Annotated in this window: 17 protein-coding genes; 16 read left to right on the forward strand and 1 reads right to left on the reverse strand. The window is 61.7% G+C overall.

The annotated features are described in order from the left end of the window. Positions 1-9 precede the first annotated feature (9 nt). The 15 genes from hisF (at position 10) to EPO61_01020 (ending at position 16961) form a co-directional block, all read left to right on the forward strand. Positions 10-879, forward strand: coding sequence for an imidazole glycerol phosphate synthase subunit HisF (gene hisF / locus EPO61_00950; GenBank protein ID TAJ10877.1), 870 nt, complete (start codon positions 10-12; stop codon positions 877-879). Then, complete coding sequence (gene hisH / locus EPO61_00955) at positions 833-1570, forward strand: imidazole glycerol phosphate synthase subunit HisH (protein TAJ10878.1); 738 nt, start codon at positions 833-835, stop codon at positions 1568-1570. Before hisF ends, hisH begins: the two co-directional genes overlap by 47 nt. A 58-nt stretch (positions 1571-1628) precedes the next feature. Beyond that, positions 1629-2783 (forward strand): N-acetyl sugar amidotransferase, encoded by a 1155-nt coding sequence (locus EPO61_00960; GenBank protein TAJ10987.1) that lies wholly within the window; start codon positions 1629-1631, stop codon positions 2781-2783. Next, positions 2780-3889, forward strand: a complete 1110-nt coding sequence (locus tag EPO61_00965; protein TAJ10879.1) for a CBS domain-containing protein — start codon at positions 2780-2782, stop codon at positions 3887-3889. The genes EPO61_00960 and EPO61_00965 overlap by 4 nt, the downstream gene beginning before the upstream one ends. Then, entirely contained in the window at positions 3886-4869 is a 984-nt protein-coding gene (locus tag EPO61_00970) for an SDR family NAD(P)-dependent oxidoreductase (protein TAJ10880.1), read from the forward strand. The genes EPO61_00965 and EPO61_00970 overlap by 4 nt, the downstream gene beginning before the upstream one ends. Before the next feature lie 39 nt (positions 4870-4908). After that, complete coding sequence (locus EPO61_00975; GenBank protein TAJ10881.1) at positions 4909-5766, forward strand: NAD(P)-dependent oxidoreductase; 858 nt, start codon at positions 4909-4911, stop codon at positions 5764-5766. Positions 5767-5874: 108 nt separating this feature from the next. Further along, positions 5875-7578, forward strand: coding sequence for a carbamoyltransferase (locus EPO61_00980; protein ID TAJ10882.1), 1704 nt, complete (start codon positions 5875-5877; stop codon positions 7576-7578). A gap of 25 nt (positions 7579-7603) precedes the next feature. Continuing rightward, positions 7604-9487, forward strand: coding sequence for a hypothetical protein (locus EPO61_00985; protein TAJ10883.1), 1884 nt, complete (start codon positions 7604-7606; stop codon positions 9485-9487). A 49-nt stretch (positions 9488-9536) separates the two neighbouring features. After that, positions 9537-11255, forward strand: a complete 1719-nt coding sequence (locus tag EPO61_00990) for an ABC transporter ATP-binding protein (GenBank protein TAJ10884.1) — start codon at positions 9537-9539, stop codon at positions 11253-11255. 59 nt (positions 11256-11314) lie between these two features. Further along, positions 11315-12088 (forward strand): glucose-1-phosphate cytidylyltransferase, encoded by a 774-nt coding sequence (rfbF, locus tag EPO61_00995; GenBank protein ID TAJ10885.1) that lies wholly within the window; start codon positions 11315-11317, stop codon positions 12086-12088. Then, a complete protein-coding gene (locus tag EPO61_01000) occupies positions 12085-13062 on the forward strand; it encodes an NAD-dependent epimerase/dehydratase family protein (protein TAJ10886.1) in 978 nt (325 codons plus the stop codon). The genes rfbF and EPO61_01000 overlap by 4 nt, the downstream gene beginning before the upstream one ends. Continuing rightward, positions 13043-14047, forward strand: coding sequence for an NAD-dependent epimerase/dehydratase family protein (locus EPO61_01005; protein ID TAJ10887.1), 1005 nt, complete (start codon positions 13043-13045; stop codon positions 14045-14047). Before EPO61_01000 ends, EPO61_01005 begins: the two co-directional genes overlap by 20 nt. After that, positions 14048-14752 (forward strand): glycosyltransferase family 2 protein, encoded by a 705-nt coding sequence (locus EPO61_01010; protein TAJ10888.1) that lies wholly within the window; start codon positions 14048-14050, stop codon positions 14750-14752. Next, entirely contained in the window at positions 14479-15513 is a 1035-nt protein-coding gene (locus tag EPO61_01015) for a class I SAM-dependent methyltransferase (protein TAJ10889.1), read from the forward strand. The genes EPO61_01010 and EPO61_01015 overlap by 274 nt, the downstream gene beginning before the upstream one ends. Positions 15514-15536: 23 nt before the next feature. After that, positions 15537-16961 (forward strand): DUF2079 domain-containing protein, encoded by a 1425-nt coding sequence (locus EPO61_01020; GenBank protein TAJ10890.1) that lies wholly within the window; start codon positions 15537-15539, stop codon positions 16959-16961. Between the two features lie 3 nt (positions 16962-16964). On the opposite strand, the gene EPO61_01025 is transcribed toward EPO61_01020, so the two are convergent. After that, positions 16965-18137: a glycosyltransferase gene (locus EPO61_01025; protein TAJ10891.1), complete on the reverse strand. Its 1173-nt coding sequence runs from the start codon at positions 18135-18137 to the stop codon at positions 16965-16967. Positions 18138-18286: 149 nt separating this feature from the next. On the opposite strand from EPO61_01025, the gene EPO61_01030 reads away from it, so the two are divergent. Further along, positions 18287-19594, forward strand: a complete 1308-nt coding sequence (locus EPO61_01030) for a hypothetical protein (GenBank protein ID TAJ10892.1) — start codon at positions 18287-18289, stop codon at positions 19592-19594. Positions 19595-19618: the final 24 nt, after the last annotated feature.

The following is a 19618-nucleotide window of genomic DNA, read 5'->3' on the forward strand; positions in this document are numbered from 1 at the left end:
GGTCACGCAATGGAAAACGTCCGCATCATCGCCAGGCTGGATATCAAGGGGCCCAACCTGGTCAAGGGGATCCACCTGGAAGGGCTTCGCGTCCTTGGGAAGCCGGAGCGCTTCGCCCGCCTGTACTACGAACAAGGCGCCGACGAGCTGCTCTACATGGATCTTGTGGCCAGTCTCTATCAGCGAAACAGCCTGCTGGACATCGTCAGCAGAACCTCCAAAGAAATCTTCATCCCCCTCACCGTCGGAGGAGGGATCCGGACCCTGGACGATATCCGGGACGTCTTGCGCGCGGGGGCGGACAAGGTGTCGCTCAATACGGCGGTCATCAGCCGTCCGGAGCTCATCCGTCAAGCCTCGCGCTGCTTCGGGTCCTCGACCATTGTCGTGTCAATCGAAGCTATCCGGAAACCGGACGGAACCTATGAGGCGTTTACCGACAATGGGCGCGAGGCCACCGGTGTAAATGCTTGCGAGTGGGCTATTCGGGCCGCCGAACTCGGCGCGGGAGAGCTTGTGGTCACCTCCATCGACCGCGAGGGTACAGGGAAAGGATTTGATCTGGAGCTCACGAGCAAGATTGCGCGGGCGGTCTCCGTCCCAGTCATCGCTTGCGGTGGTGCTGGAGCCCTCGATCATGTGTGCGAGGTTGTCCTGCAGAGCCGCGCGGACGCCGTCTGCCTGGCCTCGATGCTCCACTACAATCTGGTGGACCGGGCGCTCATCGGCGACTTTTCGGCGGAAGGCAACATCGAATACCTGAAAAGCGGCCGGTCCTTCTCGAAGGTGCGCGGGGCGAGCCTGCCGGAGATCAAGGCGCACCTGGCTGGCCATGGGATTCCATGCCGTCCGGCCCCCGATGCCGTCCTCCATGTCTGAGCCTCGACCGAATACCGTGGCCATCGTGGACTACGGCCGCGGCAACCTGTTCAGCGTCAAGCACGCCTGTGAGCGGGCCGGCCTGGTTGCGGACATCACGAGCCGCCCGGCCGAGATCCTCGCGGCCGACGCCGTTGTGCTGCCCGGGGTCGGCGCCTTCGGGGATGCGATGGCCACGCTGTCGACGCTGGACCTCGTGAGTTGTCTGAAGGATGTCGCCGCTTCGGGCAAGATCCTGTTCGGCGTCTGCCTGGGCATGCAACTGCTGATGACCGAAAGCCGTGAATTCGGCCGGCATAGGGGGCTCGGGCTGATCGATGGGGAGGTCGTCCAGCTGCCGGACGTGGACGCGGGCGGCGAGCCGGTCAAGGTCCCGCAGGTGGGGTGGAACCGGATCGGCTCGCCGGACCCGGCGCGGTCCGCGTCGCGATGGACCGGCACGCCGCTCGAAGGACTGACGGAAGGGGAATATATGTATTTTGTGCATTCCTTCTACTGCCGGCCCTTCGATCCGGGCGTCGTGCTCTCGACGACGCGCTACGGCGGGGCGGAATTCTGCTCGACGCTCCGATCCGGGAACATCTTTGCTTGCCAGTTCCATCCGGAGCGTAGTAGTTTTCAGGGCATTCGCATCTATCGAAATCTATCCACACTAATCACGCGATTCACGAGGGAGGCACAGGGTGTCTAGTAACCTGGAAGCCAAATATGGGCTGCCTGAAACGGTCGTTTTTTGCAAGCGGTGCGTGATGTCGAACCAACGCCCGTCCTCGTCCATCGAGTTCAAGCATGGCAAGGACCGCCGGCATGCGACGTTGCAGTTCAATGAGGACGGTGTGTGCGATGCGTGCAAGGTGGCCGAGAAGAAGGACGCGATCGACTGGGAGCAGCGCGAAAGCGAGCTCCTGGAGCTGCTGGACAAGCATCGCCGCAAAGACGGCTACTATGACTGCGTGGTGCCTGGCAGCGGAGGCAAGGACAGCGCCTATGCCGCCCATGTTCTTAAGTACAAGTATGGAATGCATCCGTTGACCATCACCTGGCCGCCCATTCTCTATACGGACGTCGGCTTGAAGAACTTCCGAAGCTGGATCGAGATTGGCGGGTTCGACAATGTGACCTTCAAGCCCAATGGTCGCGCCCAGCGGCTGCTGACGCGGCTCGCAATCGAGAACCTGTTACACCCCTTTCAAACTTTCATCCTCGGACAGAAGAATCTGGCTCCCAAGATCGCCGCCAAATACAAGGTGCCCCTCATTTTTTTCGGCGAACATGAAGCGGAATACGGAAATCCCATCGCGGAGACTTCCAGTTCACTCCGCGACAAATCCTATTTTGTCATGCAGGACCTCTCGGAGGTGCAGCTGGGAGGGGTCTCGATACGCGAGCTTCAGGATCGGTACGGGCTATCGCTTAACGAGATCATGCCGTATCTTCCGGCTGACTATAAGGAGCTGGAACAGTCGCAGATCGAGGTGCGGTATCTCGGCTATTATCTCAAGTGGACGCCCCAGGAGTGCTACTACTATGCGGTGGAGCATACCGGTTTCGAGGCGAATCCGGTCCGGACGGAAGGCACGTACAGCAAATACAACAGCCTCGATGACAAGATCGACGGATTCCATTACTACACGACGTTTATCAAGTTCGGACTCGGACGGGCCACGTACGACGCTTCCCAGGAGATCAGGAACAAGCATTTGACCAGGGAAGAAGGGGTGGCCTTGGTGCGGCGGTTTGACGGTGAGTTTCCGGAGCGCTATTTCCAGGAAGTGATGGAATATATCGGGATGAAACCCGAGCGATTTCTGGAACTCTGCGACCAATTCCGGTCCCCTCATCTCTGGGCCAAGGAGGGAGGACAGTGGCGGCTGCGGCACCCGGTCCATGGTGAACCCGCATGACCGAGGCTCATCACCAAGGAGCTGTGACCATGGTCTCCGACATCACCGAGTACTGCGTTTCACCGGCCAGCACCATCCGGCAAGTTATTGCCTGCATCGAACGAAACAGCGGCGGCACCGCGCTGGTCGTGGGTCCGGAGGGGAGGCTCCTGGACGTCATCACGGACGGCGACGTGCGCCGGGCCATTCTTGCGGGGTTGTCGCTGGACGAATCCATCAGCGTCTTGCGAAGCCGACGGGCGCATTCCGCCTATCCCGAACCCGTGACCGCCTTGATCGGCACGGAGCCCGAGGAGTTGCTGCGTCTGATGCAGGAGCGGGCTGTGCGGCAGATCCCCCTCGTGGATGAAAGCCGCCGGGTCACGAAACTGGTCTTCCTGCGGGACCTGCTCCCCGATGAGACCTGGCCGCTTCAGGCCGTGGTGATGGCGGGGGGGTTCGGCAACCGCATGCGTCCGCTCACCGAGAAGATGCCCAAGCCCATGCTGCCGGTCAGCGACAAGCCGCTGCTGGAGCTGATCCTGCAGCAGCTCCGCGAGGCCGGGGTCCGGCGCGTGAACGTCACGACGCATTACAAGAGCGAGGTGATTGCCAATCACTTCGGCGATGGACGCAACTTCGGCGTGGAAATCAATTACATCCAGGAGGATCAGCCGCTGGGCACGGCCGGGGCGTTGAACTTCGTGGACAAGTCCGAAGGACCGCTGTTGATCATGAACGGCGATATCATCACCCAGGTGGATTTTCGGGCCATGGTGGACTTCCACAGGGACAACCGGGCGGATATGACGGTCGGAGTCCGGCTGTATGAGCTCAGCGTGCCCTACGGAGTCATGGAAACGGAGGGCATCGACATCACGGGAATTTCAGAAAAGCCGGTGTTGAAGCATTTCATCAACGCCGGAATCTACCTGCTCGATCAATCCATGCGTCGGTACATTCCGACGGGGCAGCCGTTTGACATGCCCGATCTGATCAAGGGGCTCATCGCGGAAGGGCACCGGGTGGTGAGTTTTCCGATCCATGAATATTGGCTCGATATCGGCCATCACGCGGATTACGAGAAGGCGCTGGCCGATGCCAAGGAAGGCAAGATCGCGTCGTGAACTGGTCGGGCAAGAAAGTGCTCGTCACGGGAGCCGGCGGGTTCATCGGCAGCCATTTGGCGGAAGGGCTCGTCGAACGGGGAGCGCAGTGCCGCGCGTTTGTCCGCTACAATTCTGCGGGGAGCCACGGATGGCTGGACGGTTCCCCCATCAAGAGCGAGATCAAGGTGTTCGCGGGGGACATCGGCGACCGGGATGGCGTCGTCCAGGCGATGCGCGGGGTGGACATCGTGTTTCACCTGGCGGCTTTGATCGGGATTCCCTATTCCTATGCGGCGCCGGCCGCCTACGTCCGCACCAACATTGAAGGCACCCTCAATGTCCTGCAGGCGGCCCGCGAGCTGGGCCTGGAGCGGGTCATCCACACGTCCACAAGCGAAGTCTACGGAACCGCCCGCTATGTGCCGATCGACGAAGAGCATCCGCTGCAAGGGCAATCGCCGTATTCGGCCTCCAAGATCGGCGCGGATCAATTGGCGCTGTCTTTCGCGCGCTCGTTCGACCTGCCCGTCGTGGTCGTGCGGCCGTTCAACACTTACGGGCCCCGCCAATCGGCCCGCGCGGTGATCCCGACGATCATCGCCCAGTGCCTGGCCGGCGGTGCGGTCAAACTGGGCAGCCTGACCCCCACGCGCGACCTGAACTTCGTGGTGGACACCGTGGAGGGGTTCTGCCTGGCGGCCGGGCCGTCCGCGGCGATCGGCCGGGTGATCAATCTCGGCAGCGGCAAGGAGATATCGATCGGAGACTTGGCTCGCAAAATAGCCGATCTCATGCAGGTGGGGCTCGACGTTGAATTTGAAACGGAGCGCGCCCGCCCGCGCAACAGCGAGGTTGAGCGGCTCTGCGCCGCCAATCAGCGCGCGCGCGAGCTGTTAGGCTGGGCTCCCCGGCACACGCTCGAAGTCGGTCTGACACGGACGATCGAATGGATGCAGGTACACCGTGACTGCTACCGTCCCAATGTCTATGCAGTGTGACCGTTGGGGACAGAGTGCCCCAAAGCCGGGTAGGGGGCGATGCCGGAAATCGTCGTGACCGGCGCAGCCGGGTTTATCGGTCGGGCGGTTTGCGCAGAGTTGCTCCGGCGGGGTGCGACCGTCCAGGCCGTCGGCCGCTCGAAGCCGGTGCGCCTGCCCGGCATCGCCTATCAACAAGTCGGCGGGTACGATCAGCTAAAGGCGCCTGCCGGTTCGATCTGTCTCCATCTGGCCGGCAGGAACAGTGCCAGCGGGGTCACTGGGGGCAGCGAGGCGGATCATGCGGCCGCGATGGACCTGACTCGGGCGCTCCTGTCGCGGGGGTTTTCGAGGGTGATCTTTGCCTCGAGCGCGCTGGTGTACGGGGACCAGTGCGCGTTCGCGAGGCAGGAGGACGAACCCGCGACTCCCGCCGGTGTCTATGCCCGGAGCAAAGCGGCGGTCGAGGCAGTCCTGCTGGCGCACGGCCATTGCGTGGCCAGGATCGCAAATGTGTACGGGGCTGGCATGGCGGAAACGAACGTGCTCTCGGACCTGTTGAGTCAGATTCCCGGGTCGGGAATGCTGCGCGTGCGCAATCTGACGCCGGTGCGGGACTTTATCCACGTCACGGATGTCGCTCGGGGCCTGGCCGATCTTGCCATGGAGGGGGCCACGGGCATCTTCAACCTCGGGACCGGAAAGAGGACGAGCATCCAGGAGCTGGCGTCCCTGCTGGCAGCGATCGCCGGCGAATCCGACCGCCGCCCTGTTTCCGAGGCGGCCCAGGGCCGCCTGTCGGTCTTGATTCTCGACCCCGACAAAATGCGCCGGCGCTTCGGCTGGCAGGCCGAAGTGCAACTGCACGAGGGGTTGCGGGAGTTGGTTGAACGCCGGCTGAATCCGGTTTCGCAGTGACCCGCCCGATGCCCGCGGCCGCATGTACATGTGCCTCCCGCCGTCCGACCGTTCTCGGCAGCGGGCGGCCGCACGGTCCCAACGTCTAACCGCAGGAGCGATACACCCATGAAGGTCCTCTCGGTTTATCCCTACACGCACCTGTCTTCGAGCGCCCTTGTGATCGACGGGCAGGTGATGGCCGCGGCGGCCGAAGAACGGTTCAACCGCGAAAAAATGAGCACCAAGTTCCCGATTCTGTCCGCACGCTGGTGCCTCGAATCGCAGGGCCTTGGCTGGGCCGATCTGGACGCCATTGCTGTGCCCTGGAACCCCATGCACAACGTGAACTGGGCGACGAAACGATGGGTCTCCGAAATGACCTGGCGTGGGGAAATGCTCTCACACGTGCCGACGCAGCTCATGCGCGCCATCGCGGATCCGGTGGCTTCCCAGATGGAACTGAGCTTCGGGAAGACCAGGATCCTGTACCTCAACCATCACGAATGTCATGCCGCCAACGGGTTCTTTCTCTCGCCCTACGAGCGCGCGGACATCCTGACCATCGACGGGCACGGCGAGGCGGATACCTGTCTGATGGGCGTCGGAGAGGGGGCCGCTATCGAAGCGCGCGGCGGTATACGCTATCCCCATTCGCTTGGCCTCTTTTACGGGACTTTCACCGATTACCTGGGATTCCAGCCCGACGTCGATGAATGGAAAGCCATGGCGTTGTCCTCCTATGCCGAGAAGCCCGGTCAGTTCGATGCCAAGATCCGGCCCCTGGTGTGCTTGACGGAGGGGGGGTTCGAGCTGGATTTGAGGTACTTCGACTTCTACACGTTCGACCGGCGGCCGCATTTCTTCAGTCAGAAACTGGTCGACCTTCTCGGTTCCCCCCGGAGGGCCGGGGAGGCCATCACCGAGCGCCATTATGAAATCGCCGGTGCCATGCAGCGGATTTTCGTGGAGGCGGCCAAGCATCTCCTGGGCGTGACCAAGTGCCGGGGGAACGGCAGCGGCAATATCGTGCTCTCGGGGGGCGCCGCGATGAACTGCGTCTTCAACGGGCTGCTGGATGAATGGGATATTTATCGGGACAGCTACATTTCCTCCTGTCCCGACGACTCGGGCGTCTCCGTCGGCGCCGCTCTGTTGGCCCACTATCGGTTCGGGAACCGCCCTCATCGCAAAGCGGTCGAAGTCACGCACAATTATTGGGGCCCCTCGTTCTCCGACGACGCAATCAGGGAGACGCTGCACCGGTTCAAGCTCAAGGCCGAGCGGCCGCCGGATATTGTCCGCGACGTGGCCCAGGCGCTGGCGCAGGGCCAACTGGTCGGTTGGTTCCAGGACGCCATGGAGTTCGGGCATCGGGCTTTGGGCAACCGCTCCATCCTGGCCGACCCTCGGGAGGAGGCGACCAAGGACCGGGTGAACTCTGCGGTCAAATATCGGGAATCGTTCCGTCCCTTCGCGCCCGCGGTCCTGGCCGAGCGCGCCGAAGAGCTGTTCCGTCTGCGGCCAGGCCGGCGCGTCCGCTTCATGGAGCGGGTGGCATGGGTCAGGGAAGAGTGGAAGGGTCGCCTGGGAGCCGTGACGCACGTGGACGGCACGGCCCGGGTTCAGACCGTCGAGCGGGATGTGAATCCCAAGTTCTATGAATTGATCGAGACGTTCGGCGCGTTGACCGGAGTGCCGGTCCTGCTGAACACCTCGTTCAACCTGAACGGGGAGCCGATCGTGTGCACTCCGGAACATGCAATTCGGACTTTCTTCACCTGCGGCCTCGATCTCCTCGCCCTTGGCCCTTACCTGATCAGGAAATCCTGAACAAGCTCCTGGGCAGGAAGACCCTGTGAGAGTGTTCTTGGCGGAAGAACTGACCGCTGAGGCGCTCGGCCGCTATTCCGGTCTCATTCGCTCCGCGGACCACTGTTGGACCCTGCGCGTGCGGCAAGGGACGGTCGCACTGGCCGCGTTACAGGACAGCCGATGGCAGAAGGAAAGCGGGCCACTGTTCGAATCGGTCGAGGCCCGGTTGGGTCGCTGGGCCAATTCGCTGGTGATGGCTCAGACCGTCGCCGGACGTCCACTTTCCGCCAAACAGAGAGCGCTCCTGTCCTATGGGATCGAGGCCCGGCTTCGGCTTGCGGTTTTCGGGAGGGCGTTTCTTCAGCAGACGTTATCGCAGAACGGTTGTCAGGCGGAAGACGTTACCCTGGACGTGCTGGCGACCGACACCTACCTCCGGGATTCCTTCAGACAGTTGAGACCCAGGCTCCGTTCTCTCCGGTTTCACCGCGCCGCCCGATCCTGGCCTCTGCGGCACCAATTGGAGGAAACGGTCACCGGAAGCTACCGGCTGCGAGGGGCCGCTCTCCTGTGGGAGGAGTGGCAGGCCGGCCGGCGAAGCCGGCGCGAGGTCAGCGGGCGGACAGGAAGGGCCTCGATGCTGGCGGCGGTGTTCATTCTGAACCAACGCTATTGGGATCTCTTCCAACCTGTTCAGATCGAGCTTGAATCACGCGGCTGGCGTGTCCAGGTGTTCTATTACAACCCGCTGGTCTGTCCGACGAAAGGAGCCGTCCCCTTCGATGCCGCGGCTGGTGGAAGCCGGGCATGTGAGCAGGAAGCCATCGACAGGCCAGCCTGGGTGCTGGGGGAGGAATGGCTCCAGGAATCCCCGGTGTCCCGCCCCTGGCTCACCATGGCGCTGGACGCAAGTTGGGTCACCGCCCATATCCAGGTACGTCGGCACCTCCGTGTGCTGGAAGCGACGCGTCCCGCTGTCGTGATCTCGTTTGGACCGGAAACGATGAGCCTTGCGCTTCAAGCCAGCGCGGAGCGGCTCGGGATCCCGTCGGTCTTCATCAACCATACGTTTCGCGAACCGGCTCGGTCCTGCTGGTTCTTGCAGGCGACCGCGTCGACCATGTTCGGACGCGCCTGCGCGCAGGCGAATGCGGTAGACCTCGAGGGCAACCACAGAACGGGCATGGTGGCGACGGGCCACCCCCCGTACGATGCCATGCTCAAACGCTCCGTTGCCTCTTCCGGGAGAAGAGAATCTCTCGCCGCATTTTCGCTGCCGCCGGACAGGCCCTATCTCGTGCTCACGTTAGCGCTGTGGGGGCTTGAGCTCGTGTCCTATGCCATGCAGGAACGGGCACTCAAAATGCTGGCGGAGGCATTGCCGCACAATGCTTTCTTGGTTTGCAAGCTGCATCCGTCCTGGGAGGACCGGGAGACCTGCGAAGCGGTGCTCGGAGCTGGCCTTCCGAGGAGCGCGTTTCGGGTCGTGGGGGAGGGGGAATACCGGACGCCGGACCTCCTGGCCGCATGTGACGTGGCTGTGATGCATGAGCAGAGCATGTCGCTAACCGACGCGATCGTACTGGGTCGTCCGGCCATCGCCATTGCCCACCCCGAGCTGCCCTGCGGCAGTTTTACGATGAGACATCCGGCCTGGAGCTTCAAGGGGGCCTGGCGGGTGGTCAACGACAGCGTCGAGTTGCGCCAGGCCCTTGTTGCCCTGACCACGGACGAACGGGAGAAGCAATCGCTCCTGGAGCAACGACAGGCCTATCTTAACGAATTCCTGGTGGCGGCCGATGCGTGTGCCAGCCGGCGGGTGGCCGATCTTGTCGAGCACGTGGGCGCCGGTGGCGCCCCCGAGACTTTCGTTCCTTTGGTGGGGCAAAGCCTGTTGAAAAAGTCTGCGCGCTGTGAAGATATCTGACGAGAGGGGACGGCTTCTGTGGCTCTTCCGTCCATATCGGGGGCGCTTGTTGAGTCTTGGGACCGTGATCGTGGCGGCGGCCGGCGCGGAGGCCCTCGGGTTGATCCTGCTGGCAGCGTTGCTGCATCAGTTGGGTGCGCGGGGCACCTCCAAGCAGACCTCTGTGTTGGCCCCGGTCTATGACTATGCGCGGGACAATCCCGGGGCGTTTTTACTCCTGCTGGGAGTCACCTACATCGGCAGGAGCCTTCTTGCGCTTTGGATCACGTACGGGTCCTGCTCACTGGCGCTCCATGTCACCGATGACTGGCGCACACGGCTGATCCACGCGCTGTTCCACATGCCTGTCAGGCGTCTGGATCAACGCCAGGGCGCAATGCTCCAGCTCATCCTCGATGAGCCGACGAATGTCGGCTTTGGCCTCAGCGCGGTGGGACTGCTTGCCCAGAACGTGCTATCGGCGGTCACGATCTATGTCGTGCTCATGTCCCTGTCCCCGTTGATCACCGTGGGGCTCACCGTCATGGCGGGCGCTTCCATCGCGACCGTATGGATGATTTCCCGGTATTCACGGCGTATTGCGGTGCAACGTTCTCAGGTGTTCAGCGAGGGATACGCCTACGTGGCGGAAATGCTCAGCGCGATCAAGCAGCTCCGCTTGTTCGACCTTGAAGCCCAAGCGAAGGACCGGGCGAAACTCCACATTGACGAGATGCGTGGCATTCAGTTGCGGGCGAGCGTGCTCGCATCCTCGCCCCGGCTGCTCGTCGAAATCGTGTTCCTCTGCGGTCTGGCGGGGCTGCTGGCCGTACTCTGGCCGAGGCTTGGCGAAGCCTCGGTGCTGTCTGCGGTCGGCCTGGCGGTGGTCGCGGCGCTGCGGCTGCTTCCCAGCTTTTCCACGTCCGCCGGCACCTGGGTCGTGATTCAGCAGGCCTGGCCGGCCATCATGCGGATCTCGCAGGAACTGGCGTCGGCCGAGAACACGACCGGCGGCGAGGCGTGCATGCCGGCCAGACGGCCGGTCACGTTTCAAGAGCGGATTCAATGCCAGGGCGTGCACTTCTCCTACCCCGGTCGGGACCAGGCGCTGGCGGGACTGGACATCGAAATCCCATGGGGGTCGTTCGTCGCGGTGGTCGGTCCTTCGGGCGCTGGCAAGTCCACGCTCGTCGACCTGCTCTGCGGGTTCTACGAACCGGACAAGGGGGAGGTACTGGTGGACGGGGTGGATCTCCGCCGCGGCGCACTGTCCCATTGGCGACGCCAGCTGGGAGTCGTGTCGCAGGACGCCTTTCTTTTCAGCGGGACGATCCGTGAAAACCTGTGTCTTCTTCGCCCGGATTGCCCGGAGCTTTTGTTACAGGAGGTTGTTGCGCTGGTGGGGGCCGACGGGTTCATTCGGGAGCTGCCACAAGGGTACGAGACGCGGATCGGGGAGCGGGGGCTGTCGCTCTCCGGGGGCCAGAGGCAACGGTTGGCCCTTGCCCGCGTCCTCGTTCGGGAGCCCCGCCTTCTGATTTTGGATGAGGCGACCAGCGCGCTTGACGTGGAATCAGAGGAGGCGCTCCAGCAAGGACTGGAGCGGTTGCGCCAACGCCTGACGATGCTGGTGATTGCCCATCGCCTGTCGACTGTTCGACGGGCCGATCAAATTTATGTGGTTGGTGGCGGGAGGGTTGTGGAATCAGGACGACATGGCGATCTGCTGCGGAGCGGCGGACTTTACGCCGGGATGTGGCGGACCGCTGAGGCCGGTCTTGCGAAGTGACGGACGACGAAGGCAGTGCTGGCGCCGGGTGAGTGCTTCGCATTGAGGGGAGTCATGGTATGAAGGTTCTCATACTCGCAGGAGGGCTTGGAACCCGCCTCCAGGAAGAGACGGCGGTCAAGCCCAAGCCAATGGTGGAGATCGGCGGGAAGCCGATTCTCTGGCACATCATGCGCAGTTACGCCACCTATGGGTTCAAGGAATTCGTGGTCGCGCTTGGGTACAAGGGAAATGTGATCAGCCGCTATTTCTTGGATTATTACCATCAGAACTGCAATCTGACGGTTTCACTCGGAACCGGAGCCGTGACGGTCCATGATGGCCACCGTGAGGATTTGCTGGTCCATCTCATCGACACCGGCGTGGCGACGGAGACTGGGGGGCGGATCAAGCGACTTGCTCCATGGGTCCAAAACGAGCCCTTCATGCTGACCTACGGCGACGGCGTTTGTGACGCAAACCTTCAGGATCTGCTGCGGTTCCATCAAGCGCATGGGCGCTTGGCTACTGTCACGGCGGTGCGTCCGCCATCGCGATTCGGCGGGCTGAGCTTTGACGAAGATCTCGTCACCGAGTTCAGCGAAAAACCGCAGATCGGTGAAGGCTGGATCAATGGAGGATTTTTCGTCCTAGAGCCCGGGGTATTTGACTACATCGATGGCAACGAGACCATCTTTGAGCGGGAACCACTGGAGCGCCTGGCGAAGGATGGCCAGTTGGCCGCCTATCGTCATGAAGGATTCTGGCAATGCATGGACAATCTCCGGGACGTGCGTCTGCTCGAAACCTTGTGGGCGACCGGCAAGGCTCCCTGGAAGGTCTGGTCAGAATGAGGCCGCAGTGGACAGGACGGAGGGTATTTGTCACGGGGGCGACGGGGGTCGTCGGGGCGTGGCTGGTCAAAGAACTGCTTGCGCGGGGAGCCTCGGTGGTGGCCCTCGTGCAGGATGCCGACCCTCAATCCGAGCTGTACAGGAGCGGCGACATTCAACGGATTTCCGTGGTCAACGGGGCACTGGAGGAGTTCGGGACACTTGAAAGAGCCATCAATCTCCATGAGATCGACACCGTCTTCCATTTGGGTGCGCAGACCATCGTGGGTGTCGCGCATCGGTCCCCCCTTCCGACGTTTGAGGCGAATATTCGCGGAACCTATCACCTTCTGGAGGCATGCCGGTTACACAGAGACCGTGTGAAGCGGGTGGTGATCGCCTCCAGCGATAAGGCCTACGGCGAGCAGGCCGACCTGCCGTACCGGGAAGAGATGCCGTTGAACGGACGGCATCCCTATGAGGTCTCGAAAAGCTGTGCGGATCTCCTGGCCCAGTCCTATCACCACACCTATGGACTGCCCGTCGCCATCGCGCGCTGCGGTAACATCTACGGGGGAGGGGACCTGAATTGGAGCCGCATAGTGCCTGGAACGATCCGATCACTTCTGGCTGGAGAACGTCCTATCATACGGAGCGACGGTAGATTCGTCCGGGACTACATCTATGTCAAGGACGTCGTGCGGGCCTACCTGCGGTTGGCGGAACATCTAACTGGCGGACGGAATGCAGGCGAGGGATTCAATTTCAGCATGGAACAGCCGTTGACCGTGCTGGATCTCGTCCTCCGGATCCGCAAACTGATGGACTGCGAGCACATCGAGCCGGACGTGCAGAACTGTGCCCAGGGGGAAATCAAGAGTCAGTACCTCTCTTCAGCCAAGGCATTTTCGTTATTGCAATGGAAGCCGGAGTTCGATCTTGACTCGGGTTTGCGCGAGACCATCGGGTGGTACCATGGGTTCCTTCGCGGATGAATTTGGCCATAAGTTTCGCGGCTTGAAGGTCGTCGTCACCGGCGCCACCGGGTTCATCGGGACGAATCTATGCCGAGCACTTGCTTCGCTCGGTGCATGCGTCACCGGAGTGTCTCTCTCAGGCAAGGGGCGGGGCATGCACGAAGGCATCTCCTACAATGCGCTGGACTTGCGCCGCCTCGACGATGTCAAGGCATTCCTGGGCCGGCATCGTCCAAGTCTGATCGTCCATCTTGCCGGGCGGACGCTTGCCAGACGGGAACGCGAGATGGTCCTGCCGACTTTCGAGGCCAACGCCATCGGCACAGTCCATCTCTTATTGGCCGCCGCCGAGGTGTCGTGCGACCGGTTCCTCCTGATCGGCTCTTCGGAGGCGGAGGGCGCTGACCGCGATAACGGAGTCAGTTCTCCCTACGCCGCCTCGAAACATGTCGCCGAGATATACGGGAGAATGTTTCACCGCCTCTACGGCTTGCCGGTCATCCATCTGCGCACCTTTCTGACCTTCGGCCCCTGGCAGGAACCGCCGAAGCTGATCCCCTATGTGATCGAGCAATTTCTGCGGGGAGAGGCGCCCGTCCTGACGAGCGGAGGGCGGCGCTGCGACGTCGTTTATGTGGAAGATGTTGTGCGAGGTCTGCTGAAGGCTGCTGTTGCTCCGGCCGCAGCCTTGGGTTCCTGCATTGACCTCGGAAGTGGCATGGGCGTCACCATTCGCGAGCTGGTTATGCAGGTGGCCTCGGTAATTGGTCCCGTCGCCGATCCGGTCTTCGGGGGGCTTCCAGATCGTCCCTACGAACATGAGGCTGTGGCCGACTTGGAACCGGCCGCATCCCTTCTGGGCTGGCGTCCGCAGTGGCCGCTTGAAGAAGCCCTACGAAGCACGGTGGCGTGGCACCGTCAACGGCTCGGTCTCTCTGATCCACTGCAGCGTAGCTCATCCCTTAACAGTCAGAGCCAGCATATCCAGGCAAAGGAGCTGTGAATGGATCCCGATCTGACGATCATCATGTGTGTGTATAACGAGATGGGCAGGATCCAGGCAAGTCTCGACGAACTGTTCAAGGCGTTGGAAGGACGTCGCGAGCTTGTTGAGGTCCTCGTCCTGGATAATTGTTCGACGGATGGGACCCGTGAATGGTTGAAGACCGTCATTCACCCCGTTGCGAAGGTCCAGTTCAACGAGCGCAATCTCGGCAAGGGCGGGTCGGTGAAGCGGGGGATGAAACTCTCACGCGGCCGCCATGTCATCATCCATGATGCCGATCAGGAGTACCAAGCCAGTGAAATCTGGACCATGCTCGACCGCGCCAATGAAACGAAGTCGCAGTTAGTGCTGGGAAGCCGGGTTCTGGGCGGCTGCATCCGCCATGAATACGTCTATTACAGAAATTACCTGGGTGTCAGGTTCCTGACATGGCTGATCAATGCGTTGTATGGCTGCCGAATCACGGACGCTGCGACGGCCTTAAAATTGATGGACGGCGATGTTGCACGCAGTCTGGACCTACGATGCAGCGGCTTCGACCTGGATTTCGAGCTTGTCGCCAGAGTCGTGCGCAAAGGATACACTGTCGAGGAAACGGCGGTGCAGTATCGTCCCAGGACGAAGCGGGAGGGGAAGAAGATCCGCGCGTGGCGGGACGGCCTCCTGGCTCTGTGGGCCATCCTGGTGACCCGCTTCAGATAAAACTTCTCATCCGCATGGAAAGTCATCGCTCCTTGGTGGATTCTGCAGCTCCTATGAATGATTTTCTATATCGCGGAACCGAGTTGGATGCGATGGAAGCGGCGACCAACTACCATCGCGCCATTGCGGAGTGGTTCCGTCCTTACGTGGGGAGGCGGGTCGTTGAAATCGGGGCCGGCGTCGGGTCCTTTTCCGCCTCGTTGTTGGCGCGTGTTCCGGATTGCGAGCTGACCCTCGTGGAGCCGGCCGCCAACCTGTTTCCCTTACTTCACGAACGGTTCGGGCATGAGTCCCGCGTGAAATTGGTGAACGGATTTTTGGAAGTGCTGAGCGGCGGGCTGGTCGCCGATTCCGTCGTGATGGTGAACGTGCTGGAACACATCGAGAAGGACGAAGCGACCTTGAGCACGATCCACCGCATCCTGGCACGCAACGGGACCATCCTGCTGTTTGTGCCGGCGTTCCAGTGGCTGTACGGAGCGTTCGACGTGGCGCTGGGCCATTATCGACGCTATAGCAAGGCGGGCCTGACCATGCGGCTGAAACAGGCGGGGTTCGAGCCCCTGTGTATCCGGTATTTCAATTGGCCCGGCGTCTTCGCCTGGTTTCTGGCGAGCCGCGTGCTCAGGCAAACGACGGCACGGCCTGCGGATGTCCGCCGGTACGACAAATGGGTCACTCCATTGACCACGCGCCTGGAGCGACGCTGGGAGCCTCCCTTCGGACAGAGTCTTTTGGCGATTGCCCGTAAGGTCGAGTGACCCCCCGGGGCGGAATTACGTCAATGGCCATGACTGCGGAACAACAACATCGGGCAACGGGAGATGACTGGAAACCGCTGACGGCGATTGTCGTCCTGACCCTGGCGTTTCAATTCACCAATTTCGTGTTTGACTGGAACACGCTGAGCCTGCGCGACCGGTTTACGGCCAACCTCGAGCTCACCGTCGGCGATAACACGCATTATTTCGCGATCGCGGCCAATCTGCTCTCCGGAAAGGGGTATATGGACTCCGACGGCGAGATGCTGACCGTCCGGGCGAAGACCATCACCTATCGGAGAATGCCCGGCTCGCCGTTCCTTTTCGCCATCCCCCTGGCGCTGTTTTGCCGGGATACCGGGTACCAGATCACGGAAGCCAATGCCCTTCAGGTCTGGCTGTTCATGTACGGCGTTCATCTGGCGGCTCTGTGTCTCGGGGGCGTCTATCTGTACAAGCTGGCGGACCTGTTCCTGGCAAGTCGCGGGATGGCGTTTGGGGCGGCTCTCCTCTACGTGCTCTGGCCGTCGAACCTGGTTTTTCTCTCGCCCTCCATGGCCAGGTTCACCGCTGAAACCCTGGTGGCCCCGCTTTTCATCTGGTCCTATTATCTGCTCCACGACCCGCATGGCACGGTCCGGAGCCGGCTGTTGGCCGGCGCCGTTCTGGGCTTCTGTCTTCTGAGCAGGGTCTATCTGGTGCTGGTGCTGGCCGGGATCGTCGTCCTGGCGCTCGTGCTTCGGAACGTACAGTTCAGAAGGAACGTCCTTGTCGCCGTCTTTGTGGCGGTGGTGATCCTGCTTCCCTGGCCGGTCCGAAATTATCTCGTGTTCGGCGATTTTTCCTTGAGCTCGCAAGGCGGGATCCAGCTATGGCTGGGGAACAATGCGGAGGCCCGGGGGTCGATCGATGGCCGCATGTACGACGAAGGCTACAGCCGTCCCCAGGACTTCCCGCTGCTCAGGCAGTTGGAAGAGAAGTATCCGGGCCTCGTCTACATGCAGGGCTATGACGAGACGCAAGCCAAGGCCATTCTCCGGAAGGAGGCGGTGGACTGGATAGTCGCCAACTGGCGGGCGGTTCCGGATCTCTGGCTGCGGAAACTGGCCATCACCTTGTATCCGGCGAATTTCGGCACCGGGAAGAAAATCAATCTCCTCACCGCCATGGTCTTCCTGCTGAGCCTGCCAGGCGTGGGGCTGTATCTCTACCGTTGTGCGAAAGGCCTGGCTCCGCCGGAGTTTCTCTCACTGACCTTGCCCATCGTCTGCATGTGCCTGGTAAACGTCCTGTTTTTCGCCGAATACCGGACCCGGCTGCTCATGGAGCCCTTCATGATCCTCTTTGCCGTCTATGGGGTGCACCATCTGATCCGGAAGGCTCCCCTCCACTTGGTTCGATGGAGACAGGAAGGTCTGCGGGAGTGGAAGCGTTGCGAGGGAAAGTAAGGATCAACCTGTGTGCAATATCTGCCAGTACAGCGACTCGAGTGCGAGGACGTTTTTCTCCGCGTCAAATAGTTCGGAAACGATCTTTCGACCTTCAAGGCCCATCCTCTTTCTCATGGCTGGATCAGCCAGTAGCTCGATGATGCTCCTTGCCAATGCGGAGGGATTCGCCGGTTCAACCAGTATCCCAGAACGCCCGTCAGCGACCACCTCCGGCAGGGCCGAGGTTCGCGTCGCGACGCAGGCCCGCTCCATCGCCATGGCTTCGACGAGGGCGATCCCAAGTCCCTCGGCGAGCGATGGAAGCACGAAGATGTCGCAGAGCTGGAGATACGGGCGCACGTCCGGCTGGATGCCGAGGAGGCGCACCCGATCGGCGACGCCCCGTCGCTCGAGAAACTCCCGGAAGGACCGCTCGGCTTCCGGGTTCGTGGCGCCGATGAAGAGAAAGCAGACGTCCGGCCGTTGCTCCGTCACCAAGGGCACCGCTTCGATCAGGTACCGCACGCCCTTTAAAGGATTGAAGCGCGCGATGCAGAGCACGACCGGCGTGGAATGGGTGATCCCGAGCGTCGCTCGCATCGCGTGCCGCCTGTCCTCAGGCCCCTCGAAGGCTGTGAGATCCACCGAATTATAGATGACCGATACCCGCTCCGGCGCCAGTCCCAGATAGCGAACCGCGGATGCCTTGACGTAGTTCGAGACCGCGAGAAACACGGGGGGGGCGAAGCGGCAGGACAGCCAGTCGAGAAGGCGCAGCGACGCGAGCTTCAGGGGGGTCAGCGAGGGATTGTCCTGGAGCAGGATCGGCTCGTAATCCGGACAGTGGAGGGAGCTCAGGACGGGAATCCCCCGCAACCGGCCGATGATCCGGCCGATGATGTTGGCGCCATAGAGATGGGCATGGATCAGATCGACCCGCTCGTGTTTCAGCAGCCGCCACAGGCGGATAATACCAAGGGGTAAATCATAAATGGACCGGAGCTGCAGGCAGACGACAGGATAGCCAAGTCGCCGGATCGGCTCATTCCAGAAGTCGTTCTGATCATAGAGATACACAACGAGCCCGTCGAATTGCTTTCGGTCTAGGCGGGAAAGGTTCGTGTAAAGGAGCCGTTCAGCTCCCCCCGAACCCAGATCCTCGATAAGATGCAGAATGCGAAAACGCTTCGTCATGCAGGTATTCCCGGCATTCAGCTGCCGGCTTTGCTGCTCCGTCGCTAATACGGCGCCTACTATACCACGGAAACCGTTGTCCTGGGTTGTCCATGGCACTGATCTGGCGGACCATGAATTCTGAGGCTGGCGGTTCGGCAGCTCGGGTATTGACCGCTCGGTGGCGGGCCTTGGCCGCGCCGGCTTCGAGCCCGCCTGCTCTCCACATCGCGCTTCAGATCGCGGGAGCCTGTGTCATGGTCCTCGTGACGCATTTCTTTCTGCCCTTTACCCTTCCCGATAAAGGAGGAGATGATGCGCAGTACGTCATGCTTGCCAGGGACCTCGCATTCGGCGGGGGCGAGTTGTACCGCAACAGGCCGGACGCGTCGCTGCATTTCCCGCCGGGATATCCCTTCCTGCTGAGCCTCTTCGTAGAGCGCGACAGCCTGGGCTGGGCGCCGCTCGTCCAACGGATATATTACGGGCTTACGGTAGTTCTGGCGGCCGGATGGGCAACTCTGACGTTCGGTGCCGGCGTCGGGTGGACGGTGTTTGGGTTGGTGGCGATGAACCCCGCCCTGCTGGGCAGCTCGTCCATGCTGGCCTCCGAAGGGCCGCACGTTATCCTCTACATGATCGGCTTCATGGCCTGGATGTGGTTTCTGCGGACGCAACGCGTTGCCGCCCTTGCCCTCTGCGCTTTCTCTCTTGCCCTGGCCGCGTTCGTGAGGGGGTATGGACTCCTGCTTCTGGTGTTCTTGCCGGTCCTGCTTATGCTGGCCCTGAGGAAAGAGCCTTGGCAGAGGGTCCTCCGCTACGTGGCCATCTATCTGGCCATATGGGCCGTCGTGCTGGCGCCATGGGCGATACGCAACTATCGCGTGTGGCATCACTTTGTGCTGATGACGACCCCGGGGACCACCATCTACTCGGCCTGGTTCCCGCCGGCCCCCCTGGCATTTGGCCGCATGGCCAACGATGACGTCAGTCGGCAAGCCAATCAAATCACTGACCATTTCGAGCAGGATCGCTTCTATGTACAGGCAGCGGCGAAGCGGATTCTGGATGAGCCGGGGCTGGCTCTGACGACCACGTTACAGAAGTACGCGTTGTTTGTGATGCCATTCGACTGGGAGTTCTTTGGCCGGTACAACGCCGAAGGGCGTCTTCGTCCCTCGCTGCATTATATCTATATTTTCATGCTTCCTTTTCTCCTGCTCTATATCTGGCGTCATCGGCGGAGCGAGGAGTTCTGGTGGGGGCCCATGGCTCCGGTCCTGTATGGGCTTGTGATGACCGCGCTGATCCTTGGCATCCCGCGTTTCCGCCTGTGCGTTGAACCGCTTCTGATGGGGTATGCCGCCGCCGCCCTGGTGGGTTGGGCGGGCGAGAACCGCGTACGCTGGAGCGCCGCAGGAGGATATTTCGTGGTTTGCCTCGTGAGTGCCTACGTCTTCATGAAGTTGGTGGAGTAGCCCCCGACGCTCCTCGGTCGTGGC

Source organism: Nitrospirota bacterium, assembly GCA_004296885.1.
Classification (GTDB): Bacteria; Nitrospirota; Nitrospiria; order Nitrospirales; family Nitrospiraceae; genus SYGV01.

Coding starts and splice junctions, on each gene's coding strand:
- hisF (TAJ10877.1), top strand. CDS start 10: ATGGAAAACGTCCGCATCATCGCCAGGCTGGATATCAAGGGGCCCAAC.
- hisH (TAJ10878.1), top strand. CDS start 833: ATGGGATTCCATGCCGTCCGGCCCCCGATGCCGTCCTCCATGTCTGAG.
- EPO61_00960 (TAJ10987.1), top strand. CDS start 1,629: ATGTCGAACCAACGCCCGTCCTCGTCCATCGAGTTCAAGCATGGCAAG.
- EPO61_00965 (TAJ10879.1), top strand. CDS start 2,780: ATGACCGAGGCTCATCACCAAGGAGCTGTGACCATGGTCTCCGACATC.
- EPO61_00975 (TAJ10881.1), top strand. CDS start 4,909: ATGCCGGAAATCGTCGTGACCGGCGCAGCCGGGTTTATCGGTCGGGCG.
- EPO61_00980 (TAJ10882.1), top strand. CDS start 5,875: ATGAAGGTCCTCTCGGTTTATCCCTACACGCACCTGTCTTCGAGCGCC.
- rfbF (TAJ10885.1), top strand. CDS start 11,315: ATGAAGGTTCTCATACTCGCAGGAGGGCTTGGAACCCGCCTCCAGGAA.
- EPO61_01000 (TAJ10886.1), top strand. CDS start 12,085: ATGAGGCCGCAGTGGACAGGACGGAGGGTATTTGTCACGGGGGCGACG.
- EPO61_01005 (TAJ10887.1), top strand. CDS start 13,043: ATGGGTTCCTTCGCGGATGAATTTGGCCATAAGTTTCGCGGCTTGAAG.
- EPO61_01010 (TAJ10888.1), top strand. CDS start 14,048: ATGGATCCCGATCTGACGATCATCATGTGTGTGTATAACGAGATGGGC.
- EPO61_01015 (TAJ10889.1), top strand. CDS start 14,479: ATGGCTGATCAATGCGTTGTATGGCTGCCGAATCACGGACGCTGCGAC.
- EPO61_01020 (TAJ10890.1), top strand. CDS start 15,537: ATGGCCATGACTGCGGAACAACAACATCGGGCAACGGGAGATGACTGG.
- EPO61_01025 (TAJ10891.1), bottom strand. CDS start 18,137: ATGACGAAGCGTTTTCGCATTCTGCATCTTATCGAGGATCTGGGTTCG.